This window comes from Brucepastera parasyntrophica, from assembly GCF_022376835.1.
In the GTDB taxonomy this organism is placed as follows: domain Bacteria; phylum Spirochaetota; class Spirochaetia; order Treponematales; family Treponemataceae; genus Brucepastera; species Brucepastera parasyntrophica.
The window spans coordinates 204,862-226,148 of sequence record NZ_CP084606.1 but is presented as its reverse complement, the minus strand read 5'-3'; the positions used below and the strand labels follow the sequence as shown (position 1 = coordinate 226,148).

Genomic DNA, 21,287 nt, shown 5'->3' with positions numbered 1-21,287 from the left:
GATGAACAATGAGAAAAATTACCTGCCTCTGTGAACAGACGTTTAATGCTGATTTACCGGAAACCGTTAATATTGATGAAAATCCTGAACTTGTTACGGACATACAGCAGGGAGTATTTCTTACCTGTATATGTCCTTCCTGTAACGCTGATGTGCGTACTGAGCTAAAAACACGGATAAACTGGCCGTCAAAAAATGTATCTATCGTCTTATTGCCGGAAACAGACCGTTTTTCTTTTTTATCAGGGAAAATTTCACCGGAACAGCCTGATGATGAAATTGTTATTGGTTATCCGGAAATGGCCGACAGGGTGGCAGTCTACAGTGCCTCTCTGGAACCAATGGCAGTCGAAGCCGTAAAAGTCCATCTTGCGACAAAGGCAAAAGAATCAGCCCCTGATGCGGATATTACAATCATGTTTGAAAGTCTTCGTGATAATAAGGATCTGGAATTCCACATACACGGGCTTAAAAGCGGAGAGGTTGCCGTAACGCTGGTCCCGTTTAACGTCTATGAAACAATCCTGAATGAAATACATGACAATCCGGCATCTTCATACAATGAACTCAAAAACGGACAATATGTTTCCGTGAATAATATTCTGATTGAGGGCGGCCAGGATGATTAAAAAAACATTGCTTGCGGCAGTTTCAGCTGTTCTGCTTATTTCCTGCGCTACAGTTGATGCAAAGCAGCCAGTGACCGCGGAAGCGATTGAAGGTTATACTGCTGAAAATGCAATGCCGCTTCCGCCTGAAAAAAAAGCACCGGATGAATCCGCGCAAACCTCTGAAAGTGAAACCTCTCAGACAGTTGAAAAAGAACCTTCAATTGTTATTGCGAGACAGCATCAGGGGCCTGTACTGTCCCTGTCCGCCGTAAGCGGGACGGAAGATTTCTTCTCCGCCGGCCGGGACGGGTTTGTTTCATTTCATACAACAAATTCATTTGATGAAACCTGGCAGCTTTCTGATCTGCCCATACAGATTATTGCAGCTCACCCGAAGGGGACGCTCATTGCAATATATGAAACCGACGGGTTCAGTATTCACCGTATTTCAGTTTGGAACTGGAAAACAAAAGAACGGAAATATGCGAAAAGGTTCAGGGATTCCGTAAAAGCCCTGTCATGGTCTGCGCAGGGAACATATTTGATGATCGGAAATACCTCAATAGAAGGTATAACCGTGCTTGAAGGATCCAGCGGAAAACACATATCGGTTTTCAAATCACCGCCCGGAATTGTGACCCTGAGCGGGACAGGCGCCCGGGAAACAAGCATGATCACATTCGGGCCTTCAGGACGAATCAGATATACTGATATATCAAACGGGAATGAAAGGGGAAATTATCAGGGAGAAAGAGATCTGGACGATCCTGTTCTGCTCGGCAACAGCCTGAAAATAGCAGGATATAAAGATGGAGAAATTATTGTGCTTGATGCAACGTCAGGTAATTTCCTCCAGGCCTATGAAGCCGATAATCCGGTTATGGCGACAGCAACTGCCGATAATGATCCCGTATGGTTTGAAAAAACGGAAATTGATGAAGATTTTTTTTGGGTTCTGAAACAGGGAAGTGCTGTTTCACAGCCCTTCTCCGTACCGGACCAAACAGATATAACCGCAGGATTGAGCCTCGGTTCGCAGGTTATTTTCGGATCTGAATCAGGTAAATTGTATTCAGTTTCATCAGTGATAGATACCGAAGAAGTCCCTATGATTTCAACGCTTGTCTATGATCAGGTACAGCCTATAGACGATATTGCTTCCGATAACTCGAGGCTTTTTATTTTGTCCGATGGGTCTGTTCTCATATCAACCGGACCCGGCAAATCTCCGGTATATGCTTTCAGTGATGTTAACGCAAACCGGATTTCCCTTATGAACGGAAACCTCATCTGCTGGTCTTCAGTCCGCAGGGCGCCCATAACACGGATCAGTTTTGATGGCGATGTACGGAAAGAACTATTTCAGCCGAGGGATGCGGTTACTTCTTTTTCCATAGATCAAAGCAAAATTGTTTTTATTGAAGGCAACAGTTATGCGTATATTTTTGATACCCTGACAGAAAAGGTCCTATTCACATATAATGGAGTCGGCCTCCAGGACGCAATTCTGATTTCAGATACATATCTGTTAATATCAAAATCATCGTCTTTTAATTCACCCTATCCACTTCTGCTTATAAATATAAGTACAGGGGAAACGGTACCCCTGCCCCTGCAGGCAAACTTATGCTTCGGAATTACAAAAGCTGCGGCCCGGGAAACTACAGTATACGGATTCATTATTACTACTTCTGATTCTTCAAGCAGGACGGAATTGATACGCATTGATATTGATCTGGATACCGTACATAATTCAAAAATAAAAACGGAAGCTGTATACCCTGATGAAGATCTCACCGCCGTCATGCTTCTGGATAAGGACAGAATTATTACAAACCTCGGAAAATCGACGCTGGTTGAAATAAATCCTTCGGCAGGAAAGCAGTATTTTATACAGCGCGGTTACGCAATGCCGAAAAAGAGCATTCTGATGGACCAGTTTCTTATCAGTATTAATTATGACGGTTCTCTTACCTGGTATAACCGTTCAAATAACAGGATTTTCTCAACCGCCGCAATAACGGGAAACAGGATATGGATAGAACAGTAAAATCCTGTGGAAACAAAACGAAAAGTCCGGCATTGAAGAATGATCGGGCTTTTTTTATTCGCGGGGTATTTTATTCATGAGACTTTGAAACAAATTTCGTATAACGCGGTAAGAACAGAATATTGATATCGCCGATTGGTCCGTTGCGCTGTTTTGCTACAATCAGATCCGTTTCAATTACCATTTCTTTTTCTGAATTATTTACATTTGATCCTGAACGTTCCCGGTGGAGAAACATGACTACGTCCGCGTCCTGTTCTATTGAACCGGATTCGCGAAGGTCAGCAAGCGTGGGTTTTTTCCTTCGGCATCCCTCCGTACTTGAGAAAGGGCTACAATCGGAATATTTAGTTCACGGGCAAGGGCCTTCAGTGAACGTGATATTTCTGCAATCTGTTCGTGACGCGGGACCATTGCGTTTTCACTGGTAATAAGCGTCAGATAGTCAATAAAAATGATCTGGACATTGTGCTGCTGGCACAGACGTCTTGCCATGGCGCGGAGATCAAGAAGCTTCATATTCGGCATATCGACGATGTACAGGGGAGCCTCATATATTTGTCCGGCGACATCGGTAATACTCTGAAAGTCGCTCATCCGCAGCAGACCCGTCCTGATTTTGTCAGACGGTATCCGGCTTTCCGAGGACAGGAGCCGCTGAATCAGCTGCATATCGGACATTTCAAGGGAAAAAAATGCCGTGGGAATTTTTTCCTTTATTGAAGTATGGGCGGCAATTGAAAGCGCCAACGCGGTTTTTCCGACAGACGGGCGGGCGCCGATAATAATCAATTCCGATTTCTGGAAACCGCTTGTCATAACATCAAGATCGGTCAAGCCGGAAGGAATTCCGGTATAGGCGTCCTTTGTTTTATACAGTTTTTCAATTAATTCTATTGCACGGGGGATGATGTCCCGAGGGGTTTTTACCGTTGCGGACTGATTGGCGTCGGTCAATTCAAACAGGCTTTTCTGGGCGTTTTCGAGAACAAGACGGCTTTCCGCAGTTTCACTATGGGCTTCCGAAATAATCTTGCCTGATATATTCAGGAGGGAACGGCGTATTGAGCAGTCCAGGACCAGATTTGCGTAATATTCGATATTTGCGCTTGTAGGTACTGTATCTGTCAGTGATGCCAGATAGCCGGGACCGCCGGCCGCGTTCAGCATACCGTTTTGCCGGAGTTCTTCCATCAGCGCAAGAAGATCTATGCGTATTCCCTTTTCATCGAGTGACAGGATGGCTTCGAATATTTTCTGGTTTTGAAGCGCATAGAAATTATCAGGCCGCAGAAAACGTATTACCGTTCCTACGGCCTGAGCATCGAGCAATATCGCCCCAAGGGTAGCCTGTTCGGCTTCCAGATTATGAGGCGGCACTTTGTCTTTAAGAGAAAAAGCAGCCATAAATACTAGTTATCGGTTTCTTCTGCAGTTTCTTCGGATTCGGTGTTTTCATTTACCACAGGGGCCTCTTCAGGGCTGGCGGTTTCATGCGATGCTTCTTCTGCAGTTTCCACGATTCTGTCCGGCCTGCGTGAATGCCGTTCCGGTTTTGCCGGGGTCTTCTTTTCGGTCTTTTCTTCCTGCGCTTCGACTACGACAGATACTGCTGCAGAAGCGCTTTCGTACAACCCGATAGTTACCTGATATTTACCGACGGTTTTGAATGTAAGCCCAGGCACATTAATGCGCTTGCGCTCAATATCATATCCGAGTTTCTGCAATTCATCAGCTATTGTCTGGCTGGTAACTGCGCCATATAACTTGCCGTTTGGTCCTGCCGGCATAACAAGAGTAACGACAGTAGCCTCGAGTTTTTCCCTGAGTCCGGAGGCGTCCTTTCGTTTCGCTTCTTTGCGTGCTTCGATTTCAGCCTTTCTGCCTTCAAAATGCGCCAGGGTTATTTCATTGCAGGGAACTGCAAGATTCCGGGGAAGCAGATAATTGCGCGCATATCCGTTTGCGACATCTTTGATATCCCCTTCCTCACCGAGATGTTTTACATCCTGATTAAGTATTACTTTCATTTTCAAGCTCCTTACTCAAAAATTGCGGCAGTGTTTATACAGAACTGCCTGCCGTTTCCAGGAGTTGGATCGGCTTTCGATATTATTTACTGGACAACATAGGGCAGCATTGCAAGAGCCCGCGCGCGCTTGATTTCAAGGGCGAGACGGCGCTGATGCTTTGCGCAGGTACCGGTAATGCGGCGGGGAAGGATTTTTCCGCGTTCCGTTGTATAACGTCTCAGCGTATCGGTATCCTTATAATCGATTTTGGCCTTTTGTGTGCAAAAACGGCATACTTTTTTACGGAAAAAAACCTTGCCCTTTCTGCCCGGTCCTCTTTCTTCACCATCGCGGCCGGCATCCTGCATTTGCATTTCTGCTTCCATATCTTTCATTTTTTCATCTGCCATTGTAGTTCTCCTTAAAACGGTATATCATCGGGAAAATCCGGCGCGCCCGAGTCATCCATATCGGGCATAGCGTCCGGCTGTCTTTGATAGGACGAGCCTTCATTCTGGGAAGAATAGCCCGAACCCTGTCCTGACTTGCCTTCATAGCTGCCGTAAGCTCCGCCGGTACCGCTGCCGGAATTACCGCCGAGCAGCTGCACATTATTTGCAATAATTTCAATTTTACTGCGGGCCTGGCCGTCCTGTTCCCACCGGTTCTGGCGCAGTTCGCCTTCAACTGCAACCTGTTTTCCCTTAACCAAATATTGATTTAATGATTCCCCGGCACGGCCCCAAAGGACGATGTCAAAGAAATTTGCTTCCTCTACCCACTGGTCGCCATTTTTCCGGCGTTTGTTGACTGCAATTGAAAACTTGCAGACAGCCATTCCGCCTGAAGTATATTTAAGTTCAGAATCACGGGTAAGGCGTCCGATTAATATTACATGATTCACTTCTGCCACTGGTATCTCCTTTCCGCTTATTATTCTTCTACGCGGATAAAAAGAAAGGTGAGTATGTTGGTGTTGAGTTTGAATTGGCGGTCTATTTCCACAATATTCGCCGGTTCTGCGTTGATGTTAAATAACAGATAACGACCGCGGGTGCGTTTTTTGATCTCGTATGTGAGATCACGTTCCCCATAGGGTTCCTCACTGATAATCTGCGCGCCGAATTCTGTCAGGGTTTGGCGGACAGTATCCGTTCCTGTCTTGAACAGGTCTTCTTCCATTGGAAAGACGACCATCAGTTCATACTTTCTCATGTTTCCTCCTCATGGACACATTGCTGGGCCCGTTTTAACGGGCGGGAGTTTTTTCCATTACATTAATGGTCATGGCAACGCTGATTAAGCCATGGCGACTTAATTAGCGTTGCCATATCATATCAATTTTTGCCCGGAAGGTCAATGAGCGTACGGCGCCCGTCTTCCGGATAAAGCTTTCCTGATGCTTTTTTAACCGGAAAAAATACATATCTGCCGATTATTCCCCAAGAGGAAATAAAATACAAACTGTTAATACAAATACGCCCGGTTATTTCCTTACCGGATAAAGATTTATTTTTTTTTGTTGACGGCTGAAAAAAGCGGTGCTAGACTGAAAACAAAATTAAAATGGGATTTCAAATAATAATTACATGCTCCGGCGCTCTACATCGAATTGTTCTTCTCCTGGTTAAAAAAATCCCAGATTTTAAAAAATTATATCGTATGATATAATAATGCTTTCCAGGCGTAAAACTGGAAAAAACCAGAGGTGACAATATGCAATATCGAAAAAGGTATTCCGTATTGGTTTCGATGGTTACAGTTCTGATCTCCCTGACAGTACTGTTTTTCTCATGTTCAAATTCGTTTCAGCGGGACATTTCTGCCCTGCCTGATACCGCAACTGAATCAGAAGCCGCCCGGGTCATTTATTTTTCAACAACAGGCACCGGCACAGGTTATAACAGACCGACAAGCGGCAATTACAGTCCCGTCGACATGAACGGATCAACAGCCGGTTTCGGCTGGTACAGCCAGACATGGTCCAACGGGACATCCATTTCGTCGGGCGCGGCAACATTTGCCGTGTATTCAAAAAACGCTACAAGAGTTCTGCTTGAAATTTATACGTCAGCCAGCGGGCAGAACGCCACATATGATTACTGGATGGAAAAAGGCGATGATAATATCTGGCGGGCAAAGATAACAGGAGTACCTGCCAATGCCTATTACGCCTACCGGTGCTGGGGACCAAACTGGACATACAGCACCAGCTGGGCGCGCGGAAACAGCAGCGCGGGATATATCAGCGATGTCGATTCCAACGGCAACAGGTTCAATCCAAACAAGGTTCTGTTTGATCCCTATGCACGGGAAATAAGCCATGACAAGAGCAATGCAACCGTTCTCGGAGCTTCGCATGACGCGGGAATGTTCGGCACGGGAAGCGGATTATACAGCGGTGTTGCCCGCAGGAATTTTGACACCGGCAAATGGGCTCCGAAGTCAATACTGGTTCAGAATACAACTTCTTTCGGTACAAAACCGGCAATAGCCCAAAAAGACGCCATCATTTATGAAGCCCATGTCCGGGGTATGACCAACCACCCCTCGTCATCAAACCTTGCCTCAATAATGAGCGGGATCGCCTCGGTTGACAGCGTTCCGGCCGCTTACCGGGGAACATACAAGGGCGCCGCCTATATGGCAAAATACCTGAAAGCCCTGGGTATCAACACCATTGAATTTGTTCCGGTCCATGAAACCGACAATGATGCAAATCCGAGCGACGCTCCCGGAGGCAATTACTGGGGATATATGACATACGGATATTTTGCACCTGACCGGCGGTATTCCTATGACAAGTCAGCGGGAGGCCCGACAAGAGAATTCAAAGAAATGATGAAGTCTTTCCATGACGAAGGCATAGAAGTGTACCTTGATGTTGTATACAATCATTCCGGTGAAGGCGGTACTTGGGATGATTTAAGTACCGCGGAATTGACCTTCCTGCGCGGTTTTGACAATTCGGAATATTACGCTTTGGTGCCGTCAAATAAAGCCCAGTACTGGGAAACCACCGGATGCGGAAATAATCTGCGCTGCGACAATGCTGTTGTCCGGCAGTTTATTCTGGACTCCCTGACCTACTGGATAGATGAAATGGGTATAGACGGTTTCAGGTTTGATCTAGCCCCTGTACTGGGCCGGGTCCAGTCCGGTTCAAGCTGGGATTTCAATAAAAACGCCGCAACCATTACCCAGATTATGTCTTTGGGAAATTCAAAGAATGTTGAAATGATTGCAGAAGCCTGGGACACCCAGTGGCCGGGCGGATATCAGGTAGGAAATTTCCCCTCAGGCTGGGGTGAATGGAACGGCCGTTACCGTGACGCTGTAAGAAAATACATCAATCTTGGCGAAACAGACGGAGATATTTCATACATTGATGCGTTCAATGGTGATTATAACAATTTCAACGATCAGGGCGGTCCCCACAAATCGGTAAACTTTGTGGTTGCCCATGACGGTTTTACGCTGACAGATCTGGTCAGTTATAGTTCCAAAATGAACAGTACCCTGAGCTGGCCGTTCGGCCCGTCTGACGGAGGCGGCGACGGAAATATTTCGACGAACTCCGACAATAATCAGGCGCTCCGCCGCCAGCGGGTCCGGAACTTCTTTGTATTCCAGATGTTCTCACGAGGTGTTCCCATGATTGTCTGGGGCGATGAGTTCGGCAGAACCCAGAACGGAAACAATAATCCGTATAATATTGACAGTGTGGCAACCTGGAGCAATTACAATATGATCAACACAAACGCGCCCAATGCAGTATCAACAGGCGGCGGCGGATCATATCATAATAACCTCGGGACCTTTGCCACGGCATCAAGCGTAAACGGAAACTTCAGATTCGCAAAATATCTGATGAATCTCCGTAAAAACAGCCCTGCCCTGCGCCAGGCGGATTATTCGATGAGCATTGAATACAAAAAGGAAGACGGCACAAGCAATATCAATTCTTCCTCCGACCGCTGCGCATGGATAAAAATCAATGGCAGCCAGAAAAGCGACAGTAATTACCTTCTCCTTTCGAACATGTGGACATCAACGGTGAACTTTACTGTCCCGTCTCCGTCTTCCGGAAAACACTGGATACGGATTGTCGACACCGCCAACTGGGCTGAAAGTTCATGCAATTACTGGGAAGACGCGTCCGCTACGACCATTCCGGCGGGATCGGGAACAAACGGATATGGGGTCAACGCATGGTCCATTGTTGTCCTTAAAGAGGTCTCAAACTGATGGACGACAGCGGCCGGAAAAGCAATATTTTCCTCCAGCCGCTGTCTGAAAACTGAACCGGACGGAGTATATTCGTTATACCCTGTCCGGTGCTGATTGGGGGGCCTCAGGGTTTTTGCAATCAGCATACAATTGCAGTTTTTTCCGTTTTGAATTTAAAAAATTGAATTGGAAAATACCCTGAAAATTGGTACCGGTTTTCAGGATATAAATATTATAAACATGGAGGACGATTCATGAAAAACAAGGTTTTAAAATGGCTTGCTGGGTTTTCGCTTGTATTCTTTCTATTTGCATCCTGCGAAAACAGTATTTCAAACAAGGCTGCCGCTTCCGGTGATACGCTATCAGCCGGACGGGCCATAGTTAATGGTATTGACAGCAATGAGGATCCCAGTGGTGTTATGCTGCAGGGATTTAACTGGAGCAGCGCGGACCGAAACGATTCAAGTACCTACTATAAATGGTATAATGTTGTGATTTCGAGGGCCAATGATATAAAAAATACTTTTGAATATGTCTGGTTCCCGCCTCCCAGCACAAGTCCGGATTTTGCGCCTGAAGGGTATATCCCTACCGAACTGAATGATCTGAATTCCCGTTACGGAACAAAGACCCAGCTCAAACAGGCAATTAACGCTATCAAACCGGCAAAGGCTATTGCCGATATTGTAATCAATCACCGCGGCGGTTCAACAAGCTGGGGCGATTTCAGAAATCCCCAGTGGACTGGCGATTATTATTCAATCTGTTACGGTGATGAGGGTTTTACCAATCCGTCAAGCCCGATGTACAATTCCACGGCCCGCGGCGCAGCCGATACAGGTGAAAACTATGCCGACGCGCGCGATATAGATCACACCAGTACAACTGTACAGAACGGCATTATTACATGGATGAGCGATGTCCTGAAAAGTGACGCCGGTTTTGTCGGCTGGCGGTATGACTTTGTAAAAGGTTTCGGCGGACAGTATGTCGGGAAATACAATGCCCAGACATCGGCAGTTTTCTCTGTTGGAGAATTCTGGCCGACAAATACGTTTAACCAGAATGATACCGCAAACTGGAAAAACCAGTTAATGAACTGGGTAAATTCTACAACCCAGAACAGCGGCCAGAAATCCCGCGTATTTGACTTCGTACTCAAGGGAAATATGAATTACGCATTCGGCTGGGGTTCCCAATCAACTCTGTGGAATCTGAGCAGACTGGCAGACAGCAATAATATTTTCCGCACAGCTCCGGCGTCAGCAGTTACCTTTATTGATAACCATGATACCGGCAGTACCCAGAAACACTGGGAAATTGATCCGGGCGATCTTGCTCCTGCCTATGCGTTTATTTTAACCCATCCGGGTTATCCCTGCGTTGCCTGGCAGCATTATTTTTCTGCAAGTGAATGTGGTGTAACGAGTAACAGCGCAAATGTCGCACAGTACCGCGGCGGCGATACCGTACCCGGAACATCAAAGACATTCAAACAGCATATTAATTATCTGATTGATCTCCGCAAGGATCAAGGCATCCGCTATGACAGCGCCATAACAGTGCTTGCCGCTACAACCACAAATTATGCCGCGAGAATAACCGGTACAGACGGCGAAATCGTGGTGAAAATCGGCGGTGACAACTGGAGCCCGACCGGTACCGGTTACACAGGAAATTCACCCATCTATTCCGGAACCAATTTTGCGGTATGGGTAAAAGACGGCGGCGGGACTGCAACAACAGTAACGCTGAAAATGGCGAAAGATGTCGGTTACGGAAACGGCCTCTATTTTACCGGGTCATATAATGAAGGCAGCAACTGGACAGTGGCCACACGCGGAACCTATGACAACGCCGGATACTGGTATGTAACTGTTACTCCTCCTTCAAACGGAAACTTTGAATGGAAGGTTCTTAAAGGAGCTTACAGTTTGGGCGAAACAGTTACGGGCAATTTCAGCGGCTTAACCTGGGAAAGCGGTTCAAACCATAATCAGTCAAATCTCTTCCCCTCGTTTAACGGCGGTTTCTGATAACCCATAAGAATGACTGACAGAAGGCCGGTTTTAAAAACCGGTCTTCTTTTTTATAGGAAATGACCGGATTTTTAATCCAACTACATAAAATATTGTATTTAACTTACGAAAAATTATTCGAAAAAACGATATACAAGTGCGGTTTCAGCTGATAAAAGAATATATGGCCAGCTATCGTAGTATATATTTGTATACATCCTAGATTTAATCCAGGGCATTTGTGCAAACCGGAATCTTTGCTACAGGCCTGGCAGAGACATCCCGTCAGGCCTTTTTTTGTTTTATTTCGCTTCAGTATCAGCGGTATTTTTGCTTTTCAGAATATCCATAAATTGAGTACCGCTAATGGTTTCCTTTTCAATAAGAAACTCAGCAATTTCATTCAGTTTTGCTCTGTTGTCCTGCATTAATTTCAGGGCGGTTTTATGACAATCTTTTATTATTGTGCATACTTCCTTATCGATTTCCGCACCAGTCACTTCAGAAGTGTTTGAAACACGTCTTCCGTCAAGATACTGATTTTCTATACTCTCCAGCCCCATCATGCCGAATTTTTCGCTCATTCCATACTGGGTAACCATACTGCGCGCAAGATTTGTAGCACGTTCAATATCATTTGACGCGCCGGTAGTCATTTCGCCGAAAATAGTTTCTTCCGCAGCCCGGCCCGCCAGCAGAGTTGTGATCTGGGTGAGAAGTTCTTCCTTTGTCATCAGATACCGTTCTTCTTCAGGCATATTCATGGTATATCCAAGAGACCCCATAGTCCGGGGAACAATAGTAATTTTCTGTACAGGCTGTGAATTTTTTTGAAGGGTCGATGCGAGTGCATGTCCGACTTCGTGGAAGGCGACCATGCGTTTTTCCTTCTGATTGAGAATTCTGTCTTTCTTTTCCTTTCCCGCAATAACCAGTTCAACAGACTCCATCAGGTCTTCCTGACAGACAAGCTGACGCCCCATCCGTACGGCCCGAAGCGCGGCCTCATTTACCATATTTGCGAGGTCCGCTCCGGTTGCGCCGCTTGTCGCCAGGGCAATTTCATGCAGATTCACATCCGAGCCCGTTAAAACCTTTGCCGTATGTACTTTAAGAATTGCCTCCCGTCCGGGCAGATCAGGTTTTTCAACAATAACGCGTCTGTCAAAGCGTCCGGGACGGAGAAGAGCCTTATCAAGGACTTCAGGGCGGTTTGTCGCGGCAAGCACTATAATTCCCTTGGATGAATCAAAACCATCCATCTCGGCAAGAAGCTGATTGAGTGTCTGTTCGCGTTCATCATTTCCGCCAAGTTGATTGTCCCGGCTTTTACCAATGGCATCTATTTCATCAATAAAAATTATACAGGGAGCATTTTTATTTGCCTGCTCAAATAAATCTCTTACCCGGCTTGCGCCGACACCAACAAACATTTCGACAAATTCCGAACCGGAAAGAGAGAAGAAAGGTACTTTAGCTTCTCCTGCAACCGCCTTGGCCAGCAGGGTTTTACCGGTTCCGGGAGGTCCTACAAGAAGGGCGCCCTTAGGCTGCTTTGCCCCTATTTTACTGTATTTTTCCGGACTGTGAAGAAAATCAACCATTTCACTCAGGCTTTCCTTTGCCTCATCCTGTCCGGCTACGTCATCAAAGGTTACTCCAGTATTCTTTTCAAGATCATATACCTTTGCCTTCGATTTTCCGACATTCATTACCCCGCCCAGTCCGCCTGCGGCTCCCATCCGTTTTGTCAGCCAGCGCATGATAAGATACATTATGAGAATGGGGAAAATCCAGCTTGTAATAAACGTCAATATGGGATTTGACTGGACAATGGGCTGATAAAACGCAATATCATACTCTATTAACCGGTCAACAAGGCCGGGATCATCTATGCGGCCGGTGTAATATACCTGGTTCTTTTTTATCTGGACATTATACTGATCCATCCGTTTTTGTACTTCTTCATCAATTTCCGGTTCCTCTATTTTTCCAACCGAGAGAATAGTGCTTACGGTTTGCTGATCCGCGTCAGGTTTAAGAGTCAGCGCGATTTGTTCAGCTTCAATCTGTACCTGCTGTACCACACCGCTCTCAACAAGTTTAACAAATTGACTGTATTCTATCTGCGTTTTTCTGCTTGGCAGCATTATACTTACGAGAATATTAAGGAAAAAGGTAATAACGAAACCAATTAAGATAATCGTTAAAAAATTCGGCTTACCCTTCTCCGGCATTTTGTCATCATCAAAATCCTTATTTTCCTTTTCCTGATTCATAAAACATTTTCTCCCCATCCTAAAAATTTTGCATTATCTGAACCGTTTTCAAAAATAATCAATTCTTAAAACCGGCTTATCTATAATATACGGAAAGTCTGTTATATAATAAAGCCTTCGTTTACGAATGAATATACTGAAAACAGGACATGAAATACAATATAAATACCGGAATTATATTGTTTATCGGAACAATTGCCGTTTAAAATGTATATTCACGGCATTTGACATGAAAGAGTCCGGCTTTTTTGAATAAGCGGACGGAGGAAGGTCCGGAATATATTCCGTCATTGCAGGAGAAACCTTCATATACAGTCTTTTATAATATATGTTATTATTTTTATAATATCCGTGAACCAGAAAAAATATAAAAGGACACAGCCGTGAAAATAGATATAATTCAGGGTGATATTACGCATGAAAAAACCGACGCTATAGTTAATGCGGCAAATCCGGCCCTTGCCGGCGGAGGCGGTGTTGACGGAGCGATACACCGGGCGGCGGGATATGATTTATATGAAGAATGCAGGCAGATTGTCCATAAAACAGGAGAATGCAAACCGGGTTTTGCTGTTCTTACAAAAGGGTATAATCTTTTATGCAGATATATAATTCACGCGGTCGGCCCTGTATGGAGAGGCGGAAATAACGGGGAAGAGGAAATACTTCTAAACTGTTACCGTAATATACTGGCGCTCGCGATAGAGACCGGCATCAAATCAATTGCCATTCCGAATATCAGTACAGGTATTTACGGTTTTCCGAAAAAGAAGGCCGCAAATATTGTTGGAACGTATTTTAAAAATCCTGCCGAAGAGCAACCATCCGTTGAATACATCCGTTTTGTATGCTTCGATGAAGAGAATTATCTGCTCTACAAAAATGAATTTGCATAACCCGGAAGAATTGTCTCGGTATATAATTAGCCTTAGCAAGTAATGCAACAGGAAGTACAATGGACAGACAAAAAGCATTTACCCTGCAAAACGGATATCTGTATCTGAAGGCCTGCGCTGTCGGAATCAGCAGCGGTTTAATAGTAACAGGCTACCGATATATTCTGAACCATGCCGGCAATGTGACCGGACTTGTCAACGGACTGATACAGACGAACAAGCTCATTATTTTACCCGTGTTTCTGGTTCTGACTGCGGCTGCCCTGTTCACCGGATTTCTCACAAAAAAATACCCGATGATTAAGGGCAGCGGTATTCCTCAGGTCAAGGGTGTACTCAATGGAAATTTCAGATTCCGGTGGCTTCCCGAACTTATCGCTAAATTTTCCGGCGGCGTTATTTCTCTTGTCTGCGGACTCTCATTGGGCAGGGAAGGTCCCTCCATTCAGCTCGGCGCCTACGCGGCTGAAGGAATCTCTTCCATATCAAAAACAGAAAACGAAGATAAAAAATATCTGCTCGTTTCCGGCGCTGCCGCCGGTCTGGCCGCCGCATTTAATGCTCCGCTTGCAGGAATCATATTTGCCTTTGAAGAACTCCGCTACCGGATGACCCATATAGGGCTGGTCTGCATTATGCTGTCCTGCATGACAGCGGAAGTAGTTTCGGAACTGCTTTTGGGTCAGGCAACCGCTTTTTCATTCAGGTTTTTAAATGTTATGCCTGTACAATGGTATGTATCACTTGTACCTCTGGGACTGCTGTGCGGAGCCAGCGCTGCTCTTTTTAATAAGTCAATTATGGTTTCACTTTCGCTTCATGAAAAAATAAAAAAAGAAATTTTCAGACCTCTGCCTGCATTTATGGCAGCCGGCGCTGTTCTCATTTTTTTCCTTCACTTCTCGGCGGAGGAAGTCTGCTTCTTGAAAAAATAAAAAATCCTGATTTCGGTATTTCCCTGCTGCTTGCCGCTATCTGCGGGAAACTGCTTTTTACCGCAGTTTCCTACGGGTCAGGGGCCCCGGGCGGTATTTTTTTTCCGCTGCTGATCCTCGGAGCATTAACGGGAAAACTGTATTATGAAATACTGTTACAACTCTTTACCCTGCCCCCTGATTTCGCAGTCCTGTTCATTATTCTCGGAATGACATCATTCTTTTCAGGTGTGACGGCAGCGCCGATTACCGGCTGCATCCTCATATCGGAAATGACGGGTTCGCTTGCTCATTTGATACCGCTGATTATTGTTTCGCTGACCTCGTATGCATGTGCTAAATTCTGCGGAGCGCGGCCGGTTTATGAACAGCTGCTCGGACGTATGATGGAAAAAAGAAATGCCGCTGTGCAGGATGGGACACAAATGAAATGATCAGGTATTTTTTTCCATGCCTTCTTTGACACTTTTAACTTTATACGCGACGATTTCCCCGATAAGTTCATAAGGTACTGCATGTATGGGAAACTGAACGCCTCCCTTTGATCTCTTATATGATGACAGTTTTTCTTCGAATTCACTTATACCCTGAGGTGTCGGATAAAAACCGATATGATTTTTGAATGCGGCAAAATAAGCAATATTTTTACCGAGAAAAGAAAAAGCAGGCATGCGGTAACTTATCTTTTCGATTGAACCCGGGGCCGCTTCCCTTATTACCGCCCTGATTTTTTTCAGTACTTCCTGAATTTCCATGGGAAATTCAGCTATATATTCATCAATTGTTTCCGGCATAATATGACCTCTGTCTGAAATGTAAAATCGCTGTTTTATAAACAGCGGGAAACTTTTTTGCCTTAAAATAAATATACCATGAAGCTTTTTTTTAGTATACTTACATTATGAAAGATATACGCGGAAAAGTAATACTTATTACAGGCGGCGCGAGCGGAATCGGGCGGCTGGTCGGGCTGATGCTCGCAGAGCGCGGAGGAAAAATTGTTGTCTGGGACCTTAACGCGGAAGCCATTGAAAAACTTGAATCGGAAGGAAAAGAAAAAGGCTTTTCAATCCGGGGAATGGTCTGCGATGTTTCAAACCGGGAAGAAGTGTATCTTCAGGCAAAAAAGGTAACCGAAGAAACCGGACCGGTTGATATTCTGGTTAATAATGCGGGTATTGTTTCCGGAACAACCTTTCTCAATATACCGGATGAAAAAATCCTTAAAACCATGGATGTCAATTTGTTTCCTGTTTTCTGGACACTGAAAGCTTTTCTGCCGTCCATGATTGAGCGGAATACCGGACATATTGTTACAATATCATCTGCGGCAGGAATAATCGGAGTAACAGGACTTTCGGATTATAGCGCGAGCAAATTTGCGGCCTTCGGCTTCCACGAATCCATACGTATGGAACTTCGGGGTCTCGGAAAAAAAATTGGGACAACAATTGTCTGTCCGTTTTTTATAAATACCGGAATGTTCAAGGGTGTAAAAACACGGGTTCCTTTTATGTTTCCAATACTCGAAAGTGAGTATGTTGCAAAAAAATTGCCAGGGCTATCCTCAAAAACAAAAGAGGCTTATTCTGCCGTGGACAGTTTTCCTGGTTTATTTACTGCGGTTTCTCCCGGTAGGCGCATTTGACGCGATCGTTGATTTCTTCGGCATCAATAATTCAATGGACCATTTTACCGGAAGATAAAAGACTTTTCCATGCAGTAAAAAAACTGCTTTAAGAAACATATAATTCATACTTGTTATACTGATCATACTAGTCATACTTGCTTGAAAACAGTTTTGAAAATGAAACGACGCTGTTTTATTTTCCGCCGGAATCCGCAAACATCCACAAGGATAGCATACCCGTATAAAGTACAACCGAATAAACAGTAATTCTTTCGGCAAGACCGAACAGGGACGCAGGTAATAACTGGATAAGCAGGGCTCCCAGAACCAGCACGGCAAGAGTACCAGCTGATACAATTCCCAGCCAGGTTATTTTTTCTGACCGGAAAGCAGCTATTGAAAACAGGGTGAGGGAAATAATCGTAAGAAAAATAACCGCCGAGGTGACCGCGAGATGCATGATATCCCGGAAACTTTCCGGACTCCCCGCTTCAGACAGCGGGAAGAGCGCGTATCCTGTAAAGGAAAGAAAGTGCATAATAAAGAATATCATTGAAGCTGTATCAAAGAGAGCGTTTATTTTTTTCTGAAATAGATACAGAACCCTGCGGAAAAAATAGTGGCGCAAAAACCGTATATCGCCGAAAATATTACGGCAATTTTTTTTGACGGTGAATTGTCTGCAGTCAGATCGCTGACTGCCTGAGCAAGAGGATTATAGCCGTCATAAAAGAATCTGCCCAGAAAGATATGAAGAAAATAGCTGATGACAGCTAAGACGCCGAATAGACTTATGGTCCTGAATATAGTTTTTCTGCTGTCCGCCATTCCGCTCTCCGGTTTTATTGGCCTTCTTCTTTTTTTATACCGCATTCACTGCAGGTTCCGTTATGCTCACAGATAATGCCTCCGCATTCTTTGCACAGAAAATACTCACGGTCCTGCTTCAGGAATTCTCCGATAGTTTTTTCTCTTGCTGTAAAACCGTTATCAATAAGACTGATTCCATAGCGCAGACGGTATGACTTATCAAGACTTTTTATTTTCCTGCAGGGAAAATCGTCACATTCATAACAGTATGTAATGCCTTTTTCAGCAGCGCAGTTTTTTCGTATACAGGAAGAACAGCTCCCCCGTTTTTTCGCGCCAGAAACAAGACAGCCTCCGCAGTTGTCTTTTGTTCTCAGATGTGCGTAGCAGGCCTGACAATTGACACCGCACGGAGCAAACATTTCAGTCCCGATTTTTTCAGGCATTTTCATACTTAAAGACATCCTTTCCTGAAAGACTGTCCTTAAGTATATCATATATTTTGACTACCGGCTTATGAATTCCTAACAACAGCTGTTTGTAAATGAAACCGGAATTTTGATTCAGATAAGTTTTTATTGCCAGCCGAACTGAAACGGGAGTATAATATCAGAAGAGGAGTCAGGAATGTCCAACATATTATCAATTATTCTCGGCGGCGGAAAGGGAACACGTTTATATCCCCTAACAAAGGAACGGTCAAAGCCTGCCGTACCCTTCGGAGGGAAGCACCGTATTGTGGATATTCCGATTTCTAATTGCATAAATTCAGGATTCAATCAGATATATGTTTTAACCCAGTTCAACTCTGCGTCGCTGCATCTGCATATAGCAAGGGCGTATAATTTCGATTCATTTTCCCGCGGCTTTGTTGAAATTCTCGCGGCAGAACAGACCTTTGACCATTCGGGCTGGTATGAAGGGACCGCCGATGCGGTGAGAAAGAATTTCATGCATTTTAAAACACAAAAACCTACCCATTATATTATTCTGTCCGGGGACCAGTTATACCAGATGAATCTCGCGGACTTCCTTAACAAGCATAAGGAATCCGGAGCGGAAATAACCATTGCCTGCACCTCGGTAACCAGGCAGGAAGCGTCGGGCCTCGGTATTCTCAAATCAGACAAGAATGAAAATATTACAGAATTCCTTGAAAAGCCGGGCCCTGAAAAAAATATTGATGACTGGAAAATTCCGCCCGAGACACGCACTACTCCGGCCGGCGACGGAAAAGACTATCTTGCTTCAATGGGAATTTATATTTTTGACGCCCAGGTTATGGAAGATTCCCTTAATAATACCTTTACTGATTTCGGAAAGGAAGTCATTCCTGACGCAATAAAAAAATATCTCGTGAAGACCTATGTGTATAACGGCTATTGGGAGGATATAGGGACCATCAGGAGTTTTTATGAGGCGACCCTGAACCTGACCGAGTTAAAACCGAATTTCAGTTTTTACGATGAAAATAATCCCATATACACCCATAACCGGAACCTGCCGCCTTCAAAGATAAACATGGCAACCATTGACCAGGCGAATACCAGTGAAGGCTGCATTATAAACAATTCTACGATCAAACGGTCTATTGTCGGAATACGTTCAATTATCAGACAGGGTGTTTCTCTTGATGGTGTAATCTGTATGGGCGCGGACTGGTATGAAACCGGGGCGGAAAGAAAGGAAAACCTTAACAAGGTAATTCCTGATATAGGCATAGGTGAAAATACTTCAATAAAAAACACAATTATCGACAAAAACGCGCGGATCGGGAAAAATGTTTCAATCGGAATGGGTACGGTTCCCGCTGACGGTGATTACGGCTTTTACCATGTTGTTGACGGTATTTATGTTATCACAAAAAATGCCTGTGTCCCTGACGGGACTGTCATATAAAGGAAGCGCTGATTAAGTCATCGGAGTTTAATCAGCGCTTCCTTTACAATGATTAAAGTATTTTCCTAATCGCAATCACATCTTCCGCCCCAATATCCAGCACAGCCAGCTTCTCCGCAGTATATAATTGCATCACAACCGGATGATCTGGAGCATCCGGGAGAACTATAGTCTGAACACCCAATTAACATTAGTCCAATTAATACAACAAGCAAGAACAAAATCTTTTTCATTTATCTTCTCCTCCTCTCTTTTTTTACTCATTTAGATGAGTTGATAATTGAGAACATCTGCCACAACTTGTGCTGTTATGGTTAGAATTATCTGATATGCCACAAGAACATGATGGTTTATTTGTTTTTATGCAACTTGAAAATAATATTCCAAGGAGCAATAAAACAATAATCAGCTTTTTCCTCAGTTGTGAAGTAGTAACACCAGATTCAATCATTTTACTTATCCGTAAATCTAACCGAAGTTCCAGAGATTGAAACATCTACAGAATCAGCAGGTGAATAAGTAATATTGTAAATATTTATATCGCGGTTCAATTGTTGATGTCCGCTTCGGCCTGGAGCAAGTGATCCTGAATACCCGCCCGGCGCTTCGAAATAAACCGTCACTGAGGAATTATTGTAAAAATAATAGGTTAAACCTGTCTCAGAAGTTGCACTATAGCCTGCTGAATATCCGGTCGCAAAATCACCCAATGATTCACAACCTGTAAAGGTTAATCCAAACAATGATCCAAGTACTACAACTAAGATCGCTGCAATTTTTTGTTTTTTTCCATAAAAACTCCTTTTCGACCTCACTGGCCATTGAATGTTGCGAGTTCAATTTTTCATCTCCTTTCTCTTTGAATTTTGATAGTAGGTCTTTAAAGTCTTAATTGGTCCATATAAAAATGGATTGATCCAAAATTTGTTGTTCTTGTCTTTTCCTTTCAGCTTCTCTTTTTTCTTCTTCGGCTTTTGCTTTTGCTGCGGCGGCCTCTTCCTCTCTTTGTTTTCTGGCTTCATCTGCTTTGGCCTTTGCTTCAGCTTCTTTCTGCCTTTTCTCTGCCGCTTCCTTTGCTCTTGCTTCATCACGAAGTCTCTGGCTTTCCCGATCTGTTACTTGTCCACTGCGATAATCTGCATTTCCTTGTGAACCACCACGCGATTGAGCAAAAACTGATACGGCCGGTAATACCATGCACAGCATCATAACCAAAAGTAAAACAAAAACTCTGACTTTCATCAGACACTCCTCAAAGTATAGCCTTGAGCCTTACTTCATTAGTTTATTTTCCAACCTATACAGGCCGTGTACTGTATCAAAAATGATACATTTTTTTGTTACAGGAAATTTTGACACAAAACTACGAAGTAAAACCCTTTTAAGGAAATTTTCCATGATTTTCTACATCACGCAACTAGAGAAAATATTACCACGCTACTTGAAGTTTGTCAAGTGTGTCAAGCTAAAAGTATAATAAAATATTCCTTAAAAAGGGTGGTATATGACAGAAGACGAACTGAGGACGATAGTCCGAACTAATATAAAGCGCTACCGGACTTATCGCCAATGGACGCAAGCCCAGCTCGCTGAAAAACTTGGTATTTCAGTGAATTTTCTCTGTGATGTTGAAAACGGAAAACGGTGGATTTCCCCTGCGAGTATGGTCAAATTCGCATATATTCTAAACATCGAACCGTATGAACTATTCAAACCGGCAGATACTCCACCTCCTGTCGTTTCAGGATTACTTTCAAAGTATAATGATGAGGTTATTCAAGCTTTTTCTACATCCCTCAAACAGGTATATGAATATTTTCAAGCATATTTGACAGAAGAATTTGAAGAATAGCACAAAAGAACAGCATAAAAACCGTGAACGAGCAAGAAACAAAAACGCTCTAAATCGTATGT

At 44.2% G+C, this 21,287-nt stretch carries 19 protein-coding genes and 2 pseudogenes; 9 read left to right on the top strand and 12 right to left on the bottom strand.

Going from position 1 to position 21,287, the window contains the following annotated elements:
* Positions 1-8 precede the first annotated feature (8 nt).
* On the top strand, positions 9-629 hold the full coding sequence (locus tag K7I13_RS01045) for a CpXC domain-containing protein (protein WP_255947282.1): 621 nt from the start codon (positions 9-11) through the stop codon (positions 627-629).
* Positions 622-2,661: a WD40 repeat domain-containing protein gene (locus K7I13_RS01040; protein WP_255947280.1), complete on the top strand. Its 2,040-nt coding sequence runs from the start codon at positions 622-624 to the stop codon at positions 2,659-2,661. Before K7I13_RS01045 ends, K7I13_RS01040 begins: the two co-directional genes overlap by 8 nt.
* Before the next feature lie 70 nt (positions 2,662-2,731).
* Here the strand turns inward: K7I13_RS01040 and dnaB are convergent.
* The 5 genes and pseudogenes from dnaB to rpsF all read right to left on the bottom strand — a co-directional run bounded on the left by dnaB (position 2,732) and on the right by rpsF (position 5,888).
* Positions 2,732-4,068: pseudogene (gene dnaB, locus K7I13_RS01035) on the bottom strand (replicative DNA helicase).
* A 5-nt stretch (positions 4,069-4,073) separates the two neighbouring features.
* The gene (gene rplI, locus K7I13_RS01030) at positions 4,074-4,691 is read right to left on the bottom strand and encodes a 50S ribosomal protein L9 (protein ID WP_255947279.1); all 618 of its coding nucleotides are present in this window, start codon (positions 4,689-4,691) and stop codon (positions 4,074-4,076) included.
* An 86-nt stretch (positions 4,692-4,777) separates the two neighbouring features.
* The gene (gene rpsR, locus K7I13_RS01025) at positions 4,778-5,083 is read right to left on the bottom strand and encodes a 30S ribosomal protein S18 (RefSeq protein ID WP_255947278.1); all 306 of its coding nucleotides are present in this window, start codon (positions 5,081-5,083) and stop codon (positions 4,778-4,780) included.
* Between the two features lie 11 nt (positions 5,084-5,094).
* On the bottom strand, positions 5,095-5,586 hold the full coding sequence (locus tag K7I13_RS01020; protein ID WP_439647454.1) for a single-stranded DNA-binding protein: 492 nt from the start codon (positions 5,584-5,586) through the stop codon (positions 5,095-5,097).
* A 20-nt stretch (positions 5,587-5,606) separates the two neighbouring features.
* Positions 5,607-5,888 (bottom strand): 30S ribosomal protein S6, encoded by a 282-nt coding sequence (gene rpsF / locus K7I13_RS01015; RefSeq protein ID WP_255947277.1) that lies wholly within the window; start codon positions 5,886-5,888, stop codon positions 5,607-5,609.
* A gap of 501 nt (positions 5,889-6,389) precedes the next feature.
* Here rpsF and K7I13_RS01010 point away from each other — a divergent pair.
* Together K7I13_RS01010 and K7I13_RS01005 are read left to right on the top strand one after the other, a co-directional pair.
* Entirely contained in the window at positions 6,390-8,921 is a 2,532-nt protein-coding gene (locus tag K7I13_RS01010) for an isoamylase (RefSeq protein WP_255947276.1), read from the top strand.
* A gap of 236 nt (positions 8,922-9,157) precedes the next feature.
* Positions 9,158-10,942: an alpha-amylase C-terminal beta-sheet domain-containing protein gene (locus tag K7I13_RS01005; RefSeq protein WP_255947275.1), complete on the top strand. Its 1,785-nt coding sequence runs from the start codon at positions 9,158-9,160 to the stop codon at positions 10,940-10,942.
* Between the two features lie 284 nt (positions 10,943-11,226).
* Here K7I13_RS01005 and ftsH read toward each other — a convergent pair whose 3' ends face one another.
* Positions 11,227-13,203 carry an ATP-dependent zinc metalloprotease FtsH gene (gene ftsH / locus K7I13_RS01000; protein WP_255947274.1) on the bottom strand — a complete coding sequence of 659 codons (1,977 nt, stop codon included), beginning with the start codon at positions 13,201-13,203 and terminating at the stop codon, positions 11,227-11,229.
* Between the two features lie 383 nt (positions 13,204-13,586).
* Here ftsH and K7I13_RS00995 point away from each other — a divergent pair, with 383 nt between their 5' ends.
* Positions 13,587-14,099 carry a macro domain-containing protein gene (locus K7I13_RS00995; protein ID WP_255947273.1) on the top strand — a complete coding sequence of 171 codons (513 nt, stop codon included), beginning with the start codon at positions 13,587-13,589 and terminating at the stop codon, positions 14,097-14,099.
* Between the two features lie 59 nt (positions 14,100-14,158).
* Positions 14,159-15,468 (top strand): annotated as a pseudogene (locus tag K7I13_RS15495) (ClC family H(+)/Cl(-) exchange transporter).
* Here the strand turns inward: K7I13_RS15495 and K7I13_RS00985 are convergent.
* Positions 15,469-15,828: an iron chaperone gene (locus tag K7I13_RS00985; RefSeq protein WP_255947268.1), complete on the bottom strand. Its 360-nt coding sequence runs from the start codon at positions 15,826-15,828 to the stop codon at positions 15,469-15,471.
* A 107-nt stretch (positions 15,829-15,935) separates the two neighbouring features.
* On the opposite strand from K7I13_RS00985, the gene K7I13_RS00980 reads away from it, so the two are divergent.
* Positions 15,936-16,682, top strand: coding sequence for an SDR family oxidoreductase (locus K7I13_RS00980; RefSeq protein ID WP_255947267.1), 747 nt, complete (start codon positions 15,936-15,938; stop codon positions 16,680-16,682).
* 175 nt (positions 16,683-16,857) lie between these two features.
* Here the strand turns inward: K7I13_RS00980 and K7I13_RS00975 are convergent, their stop codons facing one another.
* From K7I13_RS00975 to K7I13_RS00965, 3 genes are read right to left on the bottom strand one after another with little or no spacing between them, the layout of a single operon-like run.
* The gene (locus K7I13_RS00975; RefSeq protein ID WP_255947266.1) at positions 16,858-17,217 is read right to left on the bottom strand and encodes a DUF998 domain-containing protein; all 360 of its coding nucleotides are present in this window, start codon (positions 17,215-17,217) and stop codon (positions 16,858-16,860) included.
* 23 nt (positions 17,218-17,240) lie between these two features.
* On the bottom strand, positions 17,241-17,492 hold the full coding sequence (locus K7I13_RS00970; protein WP_255947265.1) for a DUF998 domain-containing protein: 252 nt from the start codon (positions 17,490-17,492) through the stop codon (positions 17,241-17,243).
* Positions 17,493-17,506: 14 nt separating this feature from the next.
* On the bottom strand, positions 17,507-17,926 hold the full coding sequence (locus K7I13_RS00965; RefSeq protein ID WP_255947264.1) for a DUF3795 domain-containing protein: 420 nt from the start codon (positions 17,924-17,926) through the stop codon (positions 17,507-17,509).
* A 175-nt stretch (positions 17,927-18,101) separates the two neighbouring features.
* Between K7I13_RS00965 and K7I13_RS00960 the strand changes: the two genes are divergently transcribed.
* The gene (locus K7I13_RS00960) at positions 18,102-19,373 is read left to right on the top strand and encodes a glucose-1-phosphate adenylyltransferase (protein WP_255947262.1); all 1,272 of its coding nucleotides are present in this window, start codon (positions 18,102-18,104) and stop codon (positions 19,371-19,373) included.
* Between the two features lie 452 nt (positions 19,374-19,825).
* On the opposite strand, the gene K7I13_RS00955 is transcribed toward K7I13_RS00960, so the two are convergent.
* Both K7I13_RS00955 and K7I13_RS00950 read right to left on the bottom strand, forming a co-directional pair.
* Entirely contained in the window at positions 19,826-20,083 is a 258-nt protein-coding gene (locus K7I13_RS00955) for a hypothetical protein (RefSeq protein WP_255947261.1), read from the bottom strand.
* 178 nt (positions 20,084-20,261) lie between these two features.
* Positions 20,262-20,615 (bottom strand): hypothetical protein, encoded by a 354-nt coding sequence (locus K7I13_RS00950; RefSeq protein ID WP_255947260.1) that lies wholly within the window; start codon positions 20,613-20,615, stop codon positions 20,262-20,264.
* Between the two features lie 262 nt (positions 20,616-20,877).
* Here K7I13_RS00950 and K7I13_RS00945 point away from each other — a divergent pair, with 262 nt between their 5' ends.
* Complete coding sequence (locus tag K7I13_RS00945; protein ID WP_255947259.1) at positions 20,878-21,225, top strand: helix-turn-helix domain-containing protein; 348 nt, start codon at positions 20,878-20,880, stop codon at positions 21,223-21,225.
* Positions 21,226-21,287: the final 62 nt, after the last annotated feature.